The organism is Catellatospora sp. TT07R-123, from assembly GCF_018327705.1.
In the GTDB taxonomy this organism is placed as follows: domain Bacteria; phylum Actinomycetota; class Actinomycetes; order Mycobacteriales; family Micromonosporaceae; genus Catellatospora.
The window spans coordinates 4,420,087-4,435,470 of the sequence record NZ_BNEM01000001.1 but is presented as its reverse complement, the minus strand read 5'-3'; the positions used below and the strand labels follow the sequence as shown (position 1 = coordinate 4,435,470).

12 protein-coding genes, 4 tRNA genes and 1 other RNA gene are annotated in these 15,384 nt (G+C 69.0%); 9 read left to right on the top strand and 8 right to left on the bottom strand.

The window, feature by feature from the left end:
* Window positions 1-249 precede the first annotated feature (249 nt).
* Both Cs7R123_RS19190 and Cs7R123_RS19185 read left to right on the top strand, forming a co-directional pair.
* Window positions 250-340 (top strand) — tRNA-Ser (locus tag Cs7R123_RS19190).
* Between the two features lie 56 nt (window positions 341-396).
* Window positions 397-472 (top strand) — tRNA-Arg (locus Cs7R123_RS19185).
* A 227-nt stretch (window positions 473-699) separates the two neighbouring features.
* Here the strand turns inward: Cs7R123_RS19185 and Cs7R123_RS19180 are convergent.
* Both Cs7R123_RS19180 and Cs7R123_RS19175 read right to left on the bottom strand, forming a co-directional pair.
* A complete protein-coding gene (locus Cs7R123_RS19180) occupies window positions 700-1,221 on the bottom strand; it encodes a hypothetical protein (protein ID WP_212828319.1) in 522 nt (173 codons plus the stop codon).
* A gap of 838 nt (window positions 1,222-2,059) precedes the next feature.
* The gene (locus Cs7R123_RS19175) at window positions 2,060-5,203 is read right to left on the bottom strand and encodes a S8 family serine peptidase (RefSeq protein ID WP_212828317.1); all 3,144 of its coding nucleotides are present in this window, start codon (window positions 5,201-5,203) and stop codon (window positions 2,060-2,062) included.
* 329 nt (window positions 5,204-5,532) lie between these two features.
* Here Cs7R123_RS19175 and Cs7R123_RS19170 point away from each other — a divergent pair, with 329 nt between their 5' ends.
* Window positions 5,533-7,578 carry a cell wall-binding repeat-containing protein gene (locus Cs7R123_RS19170; RefSeq protein ID WP_212828315.1) on the top strand — a complete coding sequence of 682 codons (2,046 nt, stop codon included), beginning with the start codon at window positions 5,533-5,535 and terminating at the stop codon, window positions 7,576-7,578.
* A 131-nt stretch (window positions 7,579-7,709) separates the two neighbouring features.
* Here the strand turns inward: Cs7R123_RS19170 and Cs7R123_RS19165 are convergent, their stop codons facing one another.
* Entirely contained in the window at window positions 7,710-7,937 is a 228-nt protein-coding gene (locus tag Cs7R123_RS19165) for a winged helix-turn-helix domain-containing protein (protein ID WP_212828313.1), read from the bottom strand.
* 570 nt (window positions 7,938-8,507) lie between these two features.
* Here Cs7R123_RS19165 and Cs7R123_RS19160 point away from each other — a divergent pair.
* On the top strand, window positions 8,508-9,131 hold the full coding sequence (locus tag Cs7R123_RS19160; protein WP_212828311.1) for a DUF6230 family protein: 624 nt from the start codon (window positions 8,508-8,510) through the stop codon (window positions 9,129-9,131).
* A gap of 28 nt (window positions 9,132-9,159) precedes the next feature.
* Window positions 9,160-10,575, top strand: a complete 1,416-nt coding sequence (locus Cs7R123_RS19155) for a DUF6114 domain-containing protein (protein ID WP_308442887.1) — start codon at window positions 9,160-9,162, stop codon at window positions 10,573-10,575.
* 125 nt (window positions 10,576-10,700) lie between these two features.
* Here Cs7R123_RS19155 and deoD read toward each other — a convergent pair whose 3' ends face one another.
* The 5 genes from deoD to Cs7R123_RS19130 all read right to left on the bottom strand — a co-directional run bounded on the left by deoD (window position 10,701) and on the right by Cs7R123_RS19130 (window position 12,797).
* Window positions 10,701-11,408, bottom strand: coding sequence for a purine-nucleoside phosphorylase (deoD, locus tag Cs7R123_RS19150; RefSeq protein ID WP_212828307.1), 708 nt, complete (start codon window positions 11,406-11,408; stop codon window positions 10,701-10,703).
* Between the two features lie 67 nt (window positions 11,409-11,475).
* Window positions 11,476-11,565, bottom strand: a tRNA-Ser gene (locus tag Cs7R123_RS19145).
* A gap of 22 nt (window positions 11,566-11,587) precedes the next feature.
* Window positions 11,588-12,127 (bottom strand): hypothetical protein, encoded by a 540-nt coding sequence (locus Cs7R123_RS19140; protein ID WP_212828306.1) that lies wholly within the window; start codon window positions 12,125-12,127, stop codon window positions 11,588-11,590.
* A gap of 336 nt (window positions 12,128-12,463) precedes the next feature.
* A complete protein-coding gene (locus tag Cs7R123_RS19135; protein WP_212828304.1) occupies window positions 12,464-12,643 on the bottom strand; it encodes a hypothetical protein in 180 nt (59 codons plus the stop codon).
* Between the two features lie 66 nt (window positions 12,644-12,709).
* Window positions 12,710-12,797: transfer RNA gene (locus tag Cs7R123_RS19130), tRNA-Ser, on the bottom strand.
* A 61-nt stretch (window positions 12,798-12,858) separates the two neighbouring features.
* On the opposite strand from Cs7R123_RS19130, the gene ffs reads away from it, so the two are divergent.
* The 4 genes from ffs (at window position 12,859) to Cs7R123_RS19110 (ending at window position 15,345) form a co-directional block, all read left to right on the top strand.
* Window positions 12,859-12,948, top strand: an RNA gene (gene ffs / locus Cs7R123_RS19125) — signal recognition particle sRNA small type.
* Window positions 12,949-13,047: 99 nt separating this feature from the next.
* Window positions 13,048-13,377, top strand: coding sequence for a YbaB/EbfC family nucleoid-associated protein (locus Cs7R123_RS19120; protein ID WP_212828300.1), 330 nt, complete (start codon window positions 13,048-13,050; stop codon window positions 13,375-13,377).
* A 12-nt stretch (window positions 13,378-13,389) separates the two neighbouring features.
* Entirely contained in the window at window positions 13,390-13,983 is a 594-nt protein-coding gene (gene recR, locus Cs7R123_RS19115) for a recombination mediator RecR (RefSeq protein WP_212828298.1), read from the top strand.
* A gap of 366 nt (window positions 13,984-14,349) precedes the next feature.
* A complete protein-coding gene (locus tag Cs7R123_RS19110) occupies window positions 14,350-15,345 on the top strand; it encodes an ABC transporter permease (RefSeq protein WP_212828293.1) in 996 nt (331 codons plus the stop codon).
* Window positions 15,346-15,384: the final 39 nt, after the last annotated feature.

Sequence of the window (15,384 nt, the reverse complement as noted above, 5' to 3'; positions counted from 1 at the left end):
GTGGTGGCGCGCCGCCCTGCCGTCCCGGCCGCCACCGTGCTGCCACCGTGCTGCCGTCGTGCCGCGCGGGAGTGGCCATGATCACAACGCCGGGGCTTTCCGCCCAGGATGAGGCACGGAACAGACACCCGGGCAGGAGCGGGGCGAGATCCCCCGACGCGCGACCCGATAGTCGCTTTGCTCAACCCGGTGCGGGCACGGTATCCTCGTGCGTCGGTGGTCGCACAGGGAAACCTGTATGCCCACCATGGAGGCTTCGCCTAGTTCGGTCTATGGCGCCGCACTGCTAATGCGGTTGGGGTCTTAAAGCCCCTCCCGGGTTCGAATCCCGGAGCCTCCGCGCGGGACCACGTTCGCGGTCGGAAATCCGGCCGTGTATGCTGATCCAGCAAGCAAGCGCCCGTAGCTCAACGGATAGAGCATCTGACTACGGATCAGAAGGTTAGGGGTTCGAGTCCCTTCGGGCGCACCAGCAGGCCAAGGGCCGGTTTCCAGTCAATGGAAACCGGCCCTTGATCGTTGTTACCCCCGACTTTGACCCCAGTAGGGCGCGGGCACGGCGATCTTTCGCTCGGAGCTGTCGGTCTTGACCGGCCCGAGGGTGATCTTGGGGTTCCACCCCAAACCCCGACCGACCTCGGGGATCAGCTCGCGGCCGAAGCCACGCCAGCACCCAAGGCGTTCCCGCGCTCTGGGCCGTCAGGCGGTGTGGGCGGCGAGGACGACGCGTACCCGCCGATGGATGGCGATGACGGCGACGAGGAGGAGGACGCCGATCGCGGCGCGTATCCACACGTAGAATTCCTGTCCGTGCTTCTCGTCGAGGATCGCGGTCCGCAACGCCGCGAGATCCTGCGTATCGATGCCGGGCGAGTTCAACCTGGAGAACGCGAGGAGCAGCAGTGCGATGGCGCCGGCCCGCCAGACGATGAAACCCCAATGGGTGAGGACGTCGCTCGCCGGAACGCGAACGGACTCCAGCGTCTTACGCACGGCGAAATGCCAACCGGCGAAGGCGAAGACGAAGACGAGACCCACAGCGACAACCATCTCTGACGACGACGTCGTAGTGTCAAAGGCGTCGAAGAACCGAGCACGGTCGAGGCCGGAGACAGTACCGTCCCATGACTCGTAGAACTCGATGCTGCGGGCGGTGACGAGCATCCAGTACGCGATGACGGCCAGGTGGGCAATACCAGCCGCCACCACGACCCAGGTCATGATGAGCCAGGTCCGAGGCGGACGTGGATAGCGGTACTCGGTACGCCACTCAAGCGGCTCATGACCGCACGCCCCACACCTGCCGGGCAGCGCCTTCGCCGCTCCGCACGCCACGCACGCCACGACATCCTCCCCGTATACCGCGCCCAAGCAGCGGACGGAACGATACCCATCCCAGAATCTTCGTGTCCAGCACTGTTCCCGTCCGGTTCTCTCGCCGTCGTACCGCCCACGAGAGACGCTCGCGGCCCGACTCCGGACCATAGGATTGGACCGGGCGGCCCGGAAGGGCGCGTTCGCTGTTGGAGAGGGAGGCTGCCCGTTCAGCCCGGGCCGGATCCGTAAAGTTCCAAGACGTGGTTGCACCTCAAGCACGGCGCTTCCACCTGGATCTCCGATACAGCAGCGACGTACAGCAACGCTGCTGCCCGCATCCAGCCGTGTCCGGCCGTCATTGGGCTGCGGACCTCGTCACGAACCGCCGTTGACCTTGCCGCCAGTAATCCGTAGGTCCAGGACCGGGCCGGGTCTGACCCTGCGCGACCCCAACGCCAGGCGACCATGCGCTCCATGGGGAACGAGCCGACCAGGCGGGGCAAGGCTCGTGCATCCGACGACGCGGTACGCGGCCGGGTCTACGGATCAGAAGGTTAGGGGTTCGAGTCCCTTCGGCCTCTACCTTTCCCCTCCCGCCCCGGTGGGATGGTGCAGTTTCGGGGAAAGTGCTGGAATCCGGCTCAAGATTCGTGCAGTTTCCCCGAAAGTGCATGTGGCGACGGCGAAAAGGCAGGAGCCCCGCACCGGTGACGGTGCGGGGCTCCTGTGGTCTGCGGCCGGGTCAGCCGACGAAGCTGAGCGAATACCCCTCGTGGATGTTCCCCGAGGTGTCCTGCACCCCGCCGACGACCAGCCGGTACGGCACGCCGTCGGTGAACATCGGCTTGCGCTGGACGCCGGTCGCCGGCCCCGTCGGGGCGATGGTGATGGTGCGGGTCGCCACGTTGTAGCCGACCTTGACCGGCACGACCTGGCCGGTGCGCCCGTCGTACAGCTTGACCGTCTTGGTGTTGACGGTGGCCGGGTTCAGCGCGCGCACGGTGGTGACCGTCATGCTGCCCACCGGGTCGAGGTTCGTGGCGAAGTCCGCCACGCTCGTCTGCCGGATCCAGGCGTACGGGGCGTTGCTGGGCACCGATCCGCGCACGTTGTACTTCACGTACAGGCCGAGCGCGTAGTTGCCCGCCGTGACCAGGTCCACCCAGCCGTCGCCGTTGACGTCGCCGACCGCCATCCCCCGGGGGTTCGGGTGCTGGGTGAGCGACACGGAGATGTTGACCGGGGCGGCGAACGAGCCGCCGGCCTGCTGGAGGTACATGAAGACCGGGCCGGTGTTGTTCGCGACGAACAGGTCCGTGCGGCCGTCCTTGTCGTAGTCCGCCACCGTGACCCCGCCAGGGAAGCCGGGTGAGGTCAGCTGCTGCGCGTCGGCGAGCGTGCCGTCGGGCAGCTGCTTGAGCAGGTTCACCGAGTTGCCGCCGGGCTTCGTGAACTGCGACTCGATCGTGTAGACCACGTCGGCCAGGCCGTCCCCGGTGACGTCGGCGATCTCGACGCCGTTGCTGGTGCTGCCGTGGGGGATCGGCCGGGCGGTGGTCGTCCAGCCGTCGGCCCCGTTGAGGCTGATGGTCAGGAACCCGTCCAGGTTGAGGCCGGAGTAGGTCACGACGTCGACCCGGCCGTCGCCGTTGACGTCCCCGGCGGCCACCTCGCCCATGTAGGGCCCGGTCGCGATGGTGGAGACCGTGAAGACCCCCGCCGGCTCCTGGGTGAGCAGGTAGAGCCCGCCCGCCGAGAACAGCAGGTCCTTGTCGCCGTCGCCGTCCACGTCGGCGGCGGTGAGGTAGGAGTAGAAGCTGGTGTTGGCGGTGCCGGGGATCAGCACGGGCGCGCCGAGCTTGCCGCTGCCGTTCTGGGCGTAGACCGCCACCCCGGCGGTCGTGGCTACGGCGACGTCGTTGCGGCCGTCGCCGGTGGCGTCGAGGACCGCCATCGCGAGCTGGCTGGCCGGCTGGATCTCGTCGTACTTGGTGCCGCTGTCGAGGGTGCCGTCGGGCTGCTGGGCGTAGACGTACATCCGGTAGCCGCTGGTGCCCTCGCCCTCCTCGTGGTCCGTCGCCATGAGGACGTCGTTGCGCCCGTCGCCGGTGACGTCGCCGATCGCCACGGTCTCGGCCCACGCCTGCCCCTGCGGCAGGTAGCGCTCGCCGGTGAACGGTCCGATCTCGGCCGCCGAGGTCGACATCCGCAGGTCGTAGGGGCGCGTGTCCGCGGCACCGTTGTAGTTGCGGACCTGCGCGTAGTACGCGCCGACGGCCAGGAGCCCGGTGAACTGCTCGACGGCGGCCGGGTCGGTGCTGTCCACGTGGGCGATGAGCCGCAGGTCCTTGTCGTACACGTCCAGGATCGGGTCGAGGTTCTGCGCCCAGAGCCCGTCATACCTGGGCGGGGTGACGGACAGCGTGACCGACCGGTCCGTGGCCAGGTCGAACCGGTACCAGTCGGTGTCGCCCTCCATCGCGACGATGGCGCTGACCGGGGTCGCGGTGAGCGCGGCGGCGCGGGCCGGGGTGTCGTTGGGCTCGCCGGTGCCGCCCGCACGCTGGGGGAAGGCGGTGGTGGCGGCGCCGCCGAGGGCCCGGTACGCGTCGAGCACGCCGAAGCCGTAGTACGGGTCGACGCCACGCGGACCGGCGTCGCGCGCCGTGGTCTTGATCCGCTCGATGACCTGCGTCGGCGTGAACGTCGGGTTCTTGGCCTTCACCAGCGCTGCGACGCCGGCGACCAGCGGCGCGGAGAACGACGTGCCGTCGCCGTACGCGTAGCAGTCGATGTCGCACGCGGGGTCGACGGGGTAGGTGGAGAGGATGCCGAACCCGGGCGCGGCGACGTCGACGTGGTCGCCCCACGAGCTGAAGTCCGTGAGGTTGCCCCCGCTGTCGGTGGCGCCGACGGCGAGGACCTCCGGGTAGTACGCCGGGTACTGCGGCTCGTCCGTGCCCTCGTTGCCCGCGGCGACCACCACGACGACGCCCTTGCCGACGGCGTACTTGATCGCCTCGTGCAGCATCGGGTTCTCGCCGGGGCCGCCCAGCGACATGTTGACGACCTTGGCGCCGTGGTCGACGGCCCAGGTCACGCCCTCGGCGATGTCGGAGTCGAATGCGTACTCGCCCGCGAACACCTTGATCGGCATGATCCGGCCGTTCCAGGTCACCCCGGCGATGCCCTCACCGTTGCCGGTGTTGGCGGCGATGATGCCGGAAACCATCGTGCCGTGCCCGGCGGTGTCCATCGTGTCGGTGTTGTTGCTGACGCTGTTGTATCCACCCACGACCCGGCCGACCAGGTCCCGGTTGCGCGAGTCGACGCCGGTGTCCACCACCGCGACGGTGACCGCGGTCGCGGACGACTGGAGGTCCCACGCCTGCGGCATCCGGATCGTGCTCAGGTAGCCCTGGTCGGTGGGGTAGAGCCAGTCGTTGGGCGCCTTGGTCGGGTAGCGGCGCTGGTCCAGCGCGGTGGTGACCACCGCGGGGTCGCCCTGGAGCACCTTGAGCGCATCACGGGCCGCGCTCTTGGTGGTGATTTTGAGGTACCCGGTCGAGCCGACGGTGCCGGCGACCTTGCCGCCGACCTTGCTCGCGATCCTGGCGCGGTCGGCCGCCGACGCGCCGGGCCGCAGGCGGACGAGCACGGTGTTCGGCTCGTACGCCGCCTTCTTCGTCTTGGACGCGGTGAGCCGCGCGGCCAGACGCTTGACCTTGCCGTTGCCGGCGGGTGCCCAGGTTGGTACGGTGCCCGCCTCGGCTGCGGCAGCCTGCCCGCTGACCCACTGGGGGCTGGCGCCGAAGGGCGCCGCGGCGGCGACGGAGACCAGCAGGACCGAACTGAAGACGGCCGCGACCGTGCGGCGGATGTACACGATTTCCTCCCCGTGGTGAAACCGCGCCCACAGGGCGCCGCCGCAGCCTTCCACCACATTCACCTGCGGCACAACCGACCGACAGGACACATCGAGATCCACTAGTCTGTCCGTCGAGGCTGCTCCGGCTATCCGTTCGGACGATTCACCACTGGTCAGCTGCCCGTTTTGCGGTCGTTGGCGGTATTGGATCCACCTGCCGCGTCTTGGCCCGGGGTGGCGTGCTCCTGCCATCGGCCCTAGGGTGATGAGCTGCGCCGCCCCGAGCGAGCAAGCTGCACGGCACCGACACGGGGTCGAGTGCGGCGCAGGATCCGAGGAGTCCCCTCTTGACTTCATCCCCCTTCAAGAAGCCGCTGGCGTATGCCGCGGCCCTGGCCGCGGCGGGTCTGCTCGCCGTCGGAGCCATGCCGACCGCCGCGGGTGCCAGCTACGGCGGCACCGGCAAGCTGACCTGGGCGACCGGTTCGCTCATCGCCATCCAGGGTTCCAACAACCTGGTGCCGTACTACTGCCCGACCACCAACTGCGCGTCGCCGGCCAACGAGCCCGTGACCGAGGTGGCCTGGACGCCGGACGGCAGCCGGGCGCTGTTCATCGACGTGGACGGCGACCTCAGCTCGGTGCGTTACAACAACACCGACAGCCGGACCTGGTACACCTACGGCTTCGGCACCGACGGCCACGTCCGGTCGTCGCCCACCTGGCTCGGCACCGGCCTGGTGGTCTTCGCCGACAAGCCCGCGGCCAACGAGCCGTGGGAGCTGCGTCAGGTCGACGGCTCCGGCACCATGTACGACTGGCTGTACTCGGTCGGCGACGGCTACAACTACACCAACCCCGACGGCAACGCCGGCGGCACGCTGGTCTACCAGCGCCAGGCCGACAGCAACGGCACGCCCACCGGCACGCCGTCGGTCCACGTCCAGAAGCCGAGTGCCAGCGAGACGGTCATCACCAACGCCGCCAACCCGGCGATCTCGCCCGACGGCACGAGGGTGGCCTTCGTCCGCGGCGGCCAGATCTACGTCTCGAACCCGACCGGCGGTGACCTGGTCCAGGTCGTCAGCACCGGTGTGGCCAGCGACAACCCGGTGTGGTCGCCCGACGGCACCGCCGTCGCGTTCAGCTACGGCACGGGCATCGCCACGGCCAAGGCGGACGGCAGCCAGGCCGACGCGCCGGTCTCGCAGACCGCGCAGTCGGGCAAGCCGGCGTACCAGACCACGCTGAAGAGCAAGGTCGCCCGGCTCCAGGGCAGCAACCGCTACGACACCGCGATCCAGGTGTCGAAGTCGCACTGGGCCACGGCCACCGACGCGGCCGACCCCCGGGCGAAGGCCAAGGCGGTCGTGCTGTCCCGGTCGGACACCTTCGCCGACGCGCTCAGCGGTTCCGCGCTGGCCGCCGCGAAGCAGGGTCCGCTGCTGATGACCCTGCCGACGTCGCTGGACGCCGCGACCGAGGCCGAGATCGCGCGCCTGCTGGGCGACGACACCTCGGCGACGGTCTACCTGCTCGGCGGCACCGGCGCCCTCTCGGCGGCGGTCGAGCAGAAGATCGTGGCGATGCACTACAACGTGGAGCGCCTGTCCGGCGACAACCGGTACAGCACCTCGGTGAGCATCGCCGACGCGATCCTCGAGGGCCAGCGGCCCACGTTCGTCCTCGCGGCGACCGGCGCCAACTACCCGGACGCGCTGGCGGCCGGCGCGGCGGCGGGCTCGTTCAACTACCCCGGCTCGAGCGGGCGGGCAGTCGTGGTGCTGACCAGCGACAAGGTCCTGCCCGCGCCGACCAAGCAGTTCCTGGACGGTCTGACCGACAGCACGTTCCTCTACGGCATCGGCGGTCAGGCGGTTCAGGCGCTCTCGTCGCCGACGAACTACTCCCCGATCCCGGTCACCGGCGCGAACCGCTACGAGACGGCCCGCGCCACGGCGTGGCAGTTCTTCGGCGGCGAGGCGACGGTCGGCCTGGCGACCGGCGCCAACTGGCCGGACGCGCTGGCCGGCGGTGCGCTGATGGCCACGCTCAACGGCCCGCTGCTGCTGACCCCGGGCACCAGCACCACGCTGCACCCGGAGGTGCAGGGGATGCTGGAGTCGGACAGCGGCTCGATCAACACCGTGCTGATCTTCGGTGGCTCCGGCGCGGTCAGCACCGCGCTCGACGCCGAGGCCGGCACGCTGGTCAGCGGCCCGGCCGGGTGGGACCCGCAGAACAACCCGACCACGCTCGGCGCGCGTACGACCGGCAAGACGGCGTCCACCTCGGTCCCCGTCTCGACGTACCACCGCACTCGCGAGCAGCTCCAGGAGATGGCGGAGCAGCTTCGGGCGGCGCAGAACGGTGCCAGCCGCACGCTGCGCTGACACTCGTACCACCGAAAAGGGACCCGGCCGACTGGCCGGGTCCCTTTTTTCGATGTCGTCATGGGCGTCCGCCGGGCATACAAAAGCGCCCGGCCGCACAAGCGCGGCACGGGTGCTCGGGCAACCGCCGGTCAGTCTTCCTTGCGGTTGGGGTCCTTGACGAAGACGCCGTCTCCCTGTCGTCCCTCGATCAGGTTCTCAGCCTTGAGGACCAGCATGGCACCGCGCACGGAGCCGTAGCTGATCTGGTACTCCTCGCGGAGCTGGCTGATGGACGGCAGCTTGTCTCCCGGCTTCAGCTCTCCCGAGCGGATCCTCTCGCGGATGGCGTTCGCCAGCCGCTCGTACTTGGCGGTCATACGGTCATCTCCCATGGCTCGCCCCAGTAGTAGATCACCGTCACTTGTCCGGAATCAACTCTTCTCTTCATCGTCTCTAGACATAGTCAACTAGCTCGTTTATGGTGATGAAGGCCTCAGGTCCCATGGCTCGCACCCCATGGTCCCTGAGGTCGAGGGTGTGCTGACTGCAGCCAGCGAGGCGCAGGTGGTACGCCGGGCGCGGTAGGCGCAACCCGTGTGCCGCCGCCTGCCGCGCCCTCCAGGGGATATACCCCCTGGCCGTTCAGCTGATTGGCAGGCTGTCGTTACAAAACCGTTACCTTAAGGTAAATCTCGACCGTCTGTGACGTGCCTCATGTGCGAGTCGGACATCCGCTGGCCAATGCCGCGAGTTCATTAACCCTGCGTGACATTTGTAGATCACGCACACCACCGCGTGTTACCGGCGGGTAGCTAGCCCCTTGTGGTCCGCGTCATAAGGCGGAAACATCTTGCCCACCCCCGAGCGCGCCGTACTCCTGCGCGCCGGTGCAGACGAACCCCGCTGGCGAGGCGCCGCGGGGCAACCCCCAACGCGAGGAGGTCCACGTGAAGGACTCGCAAGGCAACCTGGTACTGGGGCGTACCAGGTGGCGGCGTTTCGCCGCCGTCGTGGTGCCGGCCGCCGTCGCCGTCTCGGGCCTCATGGCCGGAGTGGCTCAGGGCGCGGTCCCGGTCACCTTCCACATCTCGGGTCAGACCGCGAAGATCGCGGCCAGCCACCTCAGCGCCGACGGCTTCAGCCAGTACGGCGGCGTGCTGGTGGAGAAGAACGGCACCCCGCACGCGGTGGCCATGTCGGCGATCAAGGACGCGACGCTGACCAACCTCTGCCAGTCGGTCACCACGCCGCTTCCGTTCGGCACGTTCACGCTGTTCATCCGGGCCGGCAACGAGCCGGGCAAGCCGGTGACCGCGCACAACCTGCTGATCGGCATGGACAGCCTGGCCGGTGACGCCGAGTTCACCAACATCAACATCGGCGCCGACGCGTCCGAGCTCACCGCCGGTGGCCCGCACGCGGGCAACGCCGGCCTGTTCGGCCAGGAGGCCGACGGCGCCGAGATCGACAACGTCAAGCAGGTCGCCCGCAGCACCCAGGCCGGCACCTTCAACCTGGTCGGTCTGTCGCTGACGGTCGAGGCGAACTCGACCGGCTGCTTCCCCGGCTGACACTGGCCGAGCCGTTTCGGCCGGGGGCGTGTCATCATGGCCCACCCCCGGCCGTTTTTCCTTGGAGGCACCCGTGAACCCGTGGCAACGGTATGGCGCCTGGCGCCGCAGCCGGCCGTACTGGGGTGGCAAGCTCCTCATACTCGCCGGTGTGGAGATCATCGGCAGTACGAAGATGACCCTGGACGGCGCCACCATCAGTGTCGGCATCACCGGGCTCCAGTCCCTGCTCATCCCGTTCATCCTCGTGGTGGCAGGGCTGCTGGCCTGGTTCTCGCCGGCGCAGCGGATGTTCTACGGCCTGGTCGGCGTGTTCGTGGCGATCTACTCGCTGATCGCGGTGAACCTGGGCGGCTGGTTCCTCGGCACGATCCTCGGCATCGTCGGCGGCGGACTCGTCTTCGCCTGGAACCCGGCGCCCGGCAAGGGCGACCAGGCTGAGCGCGACGACGACCCGGACGCCGACGGCGGCGGTCACTCGGCCGACGTGGACGACCTGCTCGACGGCCCGATGACCGACACCCTGCCGCCGGCGGTCAACCCGCTGCGCGGCGGCGTGCCGACCCAGCGCGAGCCGTACGGCGAGCCGATCACCGGTCAGGACCGCCCCGGCGGTGGGCGCCACGCGGCGCTGGGCATCGTCATGGCGACCCTGACCGCGTCCATGCTGGGCGTGGTCGCGGCCCAGCAGCCGGCCCGCGCCGCCGAGTGCGGCACGGCCCAGGCGGCCGCCGGTCCGGTCCGGACCGTCGTGGGCGGCCTGATCGGCACCGTGGGCAACCTGCTCGGCGCGGCGGCGGAGGTTACTCCGTCGCCGTCGGCCAGCCCCACCCCCTGCCCGTCCGCCTCGCCCGAGCCGTCGCCGTCGGCGTCGGCCGGGGGAGGCGAGCCCAGCCCGTCGGCGTCGCCGAAGCCGTCGGCCTCGCCGGAACCCTCCGGCTCGCCGACGGCCGAGCCGTCCCCGGACGACTCGGACCCCGCCTCGCCGACGCCGTCCCCGACGGCCAAGCAGCTGCAGGCGGCCAAGGGCCAGCCGCTGGTCGCCGAGCGCGCCTCGCTGCTGACCGGCAGCCGGGTCACCATGTACAACCTGGTGTTCGACGGGATCGTGCACCTGCCGACCCGCTCGGGCACGATCGAGGTGCTCCAGTTCTCGATGACCCAGTCGGACACGGTGGACTTCAAGCTCCACGTGTACGGCAAGGACGGCGCCGACCAGGAGCTGACCACGCCGAAGCTGACGGTCAAGGGTGACACCGTGAAGTTCTACACGAGCAGGTTCCGCGGGAACCTGCTCGGCGTCATCCCGGTCGACTACAGCCCGACGTCGCTGCCGCCGGGCCTCCCGCTCCCGCTGGTGTTCTTCACCGACCCGGTGATCGACCTGGTGTTCGTCGACTCGCCGGTGCTCACGGCACCCGACCTCAAGGTCACCACGCTGTAGCCGGTGCATGCGGTACATCCGAGGGCGCCTTCTCCCACCGGGAGGAGGCGCCCTTCGCATGTGCCGGGCGATCGGGGTGTGCGGCGCGGGACGTCCCCGATCGCCCGGCACACGCGAACGAGGCGTCAGGCGATGGCGGTGTCCAGGGCGATCTCGACCATCTGGGAGAAGGTCTGCTCGCGCTCCTGGGCGGTGGTGGCCTCGCCCCGCTTGATGTGGTCGCTGACGGTCAGGATGGTCAGCGCGCGCGCGTCGTAGCGGGCCGCGATCGTGTACAGCGCCGCCGACTCCATCTCGACCGCCAGCACGCCGTAGTCGGCCAGCGTGTCGTACAGGTCGGGGCGGTCGGTGTAGAAGGCGTCCGCGGCCAGGATCGGGCCGACCCGCATGGTGATGCCGCGCCGCTCGGCCACCTCGACCGCCGTACGCAGCAGGCCGAAGTCGGCCACCGGGGCGTAGTCGATCAGACCGTCGAAGCGCATCCGGTTCATGTTCGAGTCGGTGCTGGACCCGATGGCCGCGACCACGTCGCGCAGGTTCAGGGACTCGGCCAGCGCGCCGCAGGAACCCACCCGGATCAGCGTCTTCACGCCGTAGTCGTTGATCAGCTCGTGGGTGTAGATCGAGGCCGAGGGCATGCCCATGCCGGAACCCTGCACCGACACCCGCACCCCCTGGTACGTGCCGGTGAAGCCGAACATGTTGCGCACCGTCGAGTAGCAGTTCGCGTTCTCGAGGTAGTTGTCCGCGATCCATTTGGCCCGCAGCGGGTCGCCGGGCATGAGGACCCGCTCCGCGATCTCACCGGGCTTGGCGCCGATATGCGTACTCATGGGCTGATCTTCCCACGCAGCAGAAAACGCCCGCCGGTTCCTCGGTGGAAACCAACGGGCGTTCTCGTGGCGGTGGCGGCGGGATTTGAACCCGCGGAGGGGTTACCCCCTCACACGCTTTCGAGGCGTGCTCCTTAGGCCACTCGGACACACCACCGCCGCAGACAATACACGATGTTTCAGCAGGCGCCGAAACCGGTGTTGAACAGCTGACGCAGTGAGTCGCCGTAGCCGGCGATGGCCTTCTGGACGGTCGAGCCGTCGTGCAGGAACAGATAGCCGCGGTCGCCCTGGGTCACCAGCAACCCGGCGAACTGGTAGCTGCCGGTCGGCGGGGTCAGCTCCTGCGCCTGCGGGTACGCCGCCCGCACCTGCGCGACGGTGCTGCCGGTGTGCACGCCCTCGGGCGTACGCAGCGGGTGGTCGAACCAGACCAGCGCCAGCCGGTCGTCCGGGCCGAAGACCAGGCTGCCCTCGGGCATCCCACTGGCCTGGGCGGCGCAGCCCATGCGGGTCTTGTCCAGGCGCGGGTCGAGGTCGGTGCGGGTGTCGCCGAACCGCAGGCCGCGCACGCCCTGGAGGTCGACGATGTCGGGGCCCTGGGCCACGGAGCTGACCACGGCGCCGCGCACGGGCGCGGTGTGCGTCGCGGTGGTGGCCTGAGCGGCACAGGCGCCGCCCATCATCATGACGGTCGCGAGAGCGAATGATCCGCGCATGGCTGTCCCCTTACCAGAAACTACGGCCTGTGAAGCGATTCTCACCGGGGGTGAGGTCGTGCCGGTAATCCTACGACTACCTTGCGTGACCGCAACCTCACCGTGAGACTTCCTCGGGGACTCCAGGCTCATATTTATCCAGTTTAGGGCTGTTTTATGCCATCCAAACGCCCCGAAACACCACCACGCGCCCCCAAAACCCCCACCTCAAAGAATCTTGAAACTCGCGTGGATCATGCAGTTTCGGGGAAACTGCGCGAAAGGCGGCCAAGATTCCAGCACTTTCCCCGAAAGTGCACCCAGCGCACGGGGGTGGGTGGGGGAGGGGAGGAGCGGTCAGGGGCCCGTGGCCACTTGGCCGGGGTGGGGGTGGCAGGTGCAGGTGATCCAGAGGGCGCGGGTGGTGGTGCCCGTCGGGGTGCTGATGAGGCGGTGCTCCACCCGCTTGCCCGCGCCGTAGCAGTCCATGCAGACGAAGACGGGCTGCTGTGCCGCGCCGCGCTCCTGCTCGCTCATGCCGCCCACGCTAGGTCCCGGCCGCAGACGAGTCGAGCCCCGGTCCGCTGGACCGGGGCTCGCTGCTGGCGGAGGATACGAGATTCGAACTCGTGAGGGTTTTATCCCAACACGCTTTCCAAGCGTGCGCCCTAGGCCTCTAGGCGAATCCTCCGTGGAGAAGAATACATACCGGGGTGGCGACATGCACGACCGGCCCAGCGGGTATCATGGCATAGCCCCCGTGCGGCGGCATCCTGTGAACCTCCCCAGGGCCGGAAGGCAGCAAGGATAAGCAGGCAATACCGGGTGCACGGGGGCCCTTTCACGTCCGGGTCCGGCAGCGCGCGGGGATCGTGACGGTCTGTCGGCGGGGCGGTCTAGGCTGTCGGAGTCGGCAGTGGCGGCGATCCAGAGGAGCACGCATGCGCCCGGGTGGTGGACGGCAGCAGCAGCCCAACATGAAGCAGCTGATGAACCTGCAGCGCCAGCTTCAGCAGGCGCAGGAGGCGCTGGCCGAGGCCGAGGTGACCGGCACCGCGGGCGGTGGCCTGGTCACCGTGACCGCCAGCGGCACCGGCGAGTTCCGCCGCGTCTCGATCGACCCGAAGGCGGTCGACCCCGAGGACGTCGAGACCCTCGAAGACCTGGTCCTCGCGGCGATCACCAACGCCGCCGACGAGGTGCGCAAGATCACTGAGCAGAAGATGGGTCCGCTCTCCGCCGGTCTCGGCGGCATGGGCCTGCCCTTCTAAGGCCCGGCCACCGTGTATGAGGGTGCGATCCAGGATCTGATCGACGAGCTCGGCCGGCTGCCCGGAGTGGGCCCGAAGAGCGCCCAGCGCATCGCCTTCCACGTGCTGGCCGCCGACCCGACCGACATCAAGCGGCTGGCGGCCGCCCTGACGCGGGTCAAGGAGCAGGTGCGCTTCTGCGTGCAGTGCTACAACGTGGCTGAAGAGGAGTCGTGCCGCATCTGCCGCGATCCGCGCCGGCGTGAGGACGCGATCTGTGTCGTCGAGGAGCCCAAGGACGTGGTGGCCATCGAGCGCACCAACGAGTTCCGGGGCCGCTACCACGTGCTCGGCGGCGCGATCAACCCGCTGGAGGGCGTCGGCCCCGACAACCTGCGCATCCGTGAGCTGATGGCCCGGCTGAGCAGCGGGAAGGTCGCCGAGCTGATCCTGGCCACGGACCCCAACACCGAGGGTGAGGCCACCGCCACCTACCTGGCGCTGATGGTCAAGCCGATGGGCATCACGGTCAGCCGCCTCGCCAGCGGCCTGCCGGTCGGCGGCGATCTGGAGTACGCCGACGAGATCACGCTCGGTCGCGCATTCGAGGGTCGCCGCACTCTCTGAATTCCATCGCGGAATCCCCGGCATATATTCAAGCAGCGCGATGTTCCTATGGCATCTAGCTGCTGTTTCCCGCGTCACCGGCGTCCGGTTTTTATAACGCCCTCATCACGGTCGGGCCTGAACTTGGTTACAGGCACCGCCCGAGCTTGACGCCATACGACTCGCGAAGAATGCTCTGATCACGCGGTGGCGTGCACCACACGGCACCGTTGTCGCCTGTCATCCGACTGCCCCCCACGGCGGATGGGGTCGGGCGGCGCGAGTCACGCTAGGTAACAACCGAGCGGATGTCGCGCGGCAGCCGGCCATTCCTCAGGCGCAACCGGTGGACGTGACGGGCCTCCGCAGGGAGGGGCGCCCCGTCTCATGGCCACGCCAGTCGACACCTCAACTACCGAGGTGCGCACAGATGCCGCGCCCGCGAAGGAGATCGAAGGACGCTCGCTGGGCCGCATCGCCTGGACCCGACTGAAGCGGGACCGCGTCGCCATGGCAGGTGGGATCGTCATCATCCTGCTGGTGCTGATGGCCGTCTTCGCGCCGCTGATCGTCAAGTGGTTCGGGCATCCGGTCGACGAATACCACGACGGCCCGGAGTTCCTGGACCAGTCGACGGGCGGCGTGCCGGTCAGCGGCCCGCTCAACAGCGGGATCAGCTCAGACTTCTGGTTCGGCCTGGAGCCGCAGAAGGGCCGCGACATCTTCAGCCGGATCGTCTTCGGCGCCCGGATCTCGCTGCTCATCGCGTTCCTGGCGACGCTGCTGTCGGTGACCATCGGAGCGACCCTCGGGGTCGTGGCCGGGTACCTGGGCGGCTGGGTCGACACGATCATCAGCCGCCTGATGGACCTGTTCCTCGCCTTCCCGCTGCTGGTCTTCGCGCTCGCCATCGTGGGGGTGCTGCCCGACCACGCGTTCGGGCTCTCCGGCAACGGCCTGAAGATCGCGATCCTGGTCTTCATCATCGGCTTCTTCAACTGGCCCTACATCGCGCGCATCGTGCGCGGTCAGACGCTGTCGCTGCGCGAGCGCGAGTTCGTCGACGCCGCGCGCAGCCTGGGCGCCCGTGCGCCGTACATCATCGTCCGGGAGATGCTGCCCAACCTCGTGGCGCCGATCCTGATCTACGCCACGCTGCTCATCCCGAGCAACGTGCTGTTCGAGGCGGCGCTGTCCTTCCTGGGTGTCGGCATCCAGCCGCCGACCCCGAGCTGGGGCGGCATGCTCGGCGAGGCCGCGAACTGGACCAACCTGCCCCACTTCATGTTCTTCCCCGGTGCGGCGATCTTCGTGACCGTGCTGGCGTTCAACCTCTTCGGCGACGGCCTGCGCGACGCGCTCGACCCCAAGGGCAAGCGCTGATCAGCCGCAGGAGCGGTAACCAAGACCACCACCCCAGAT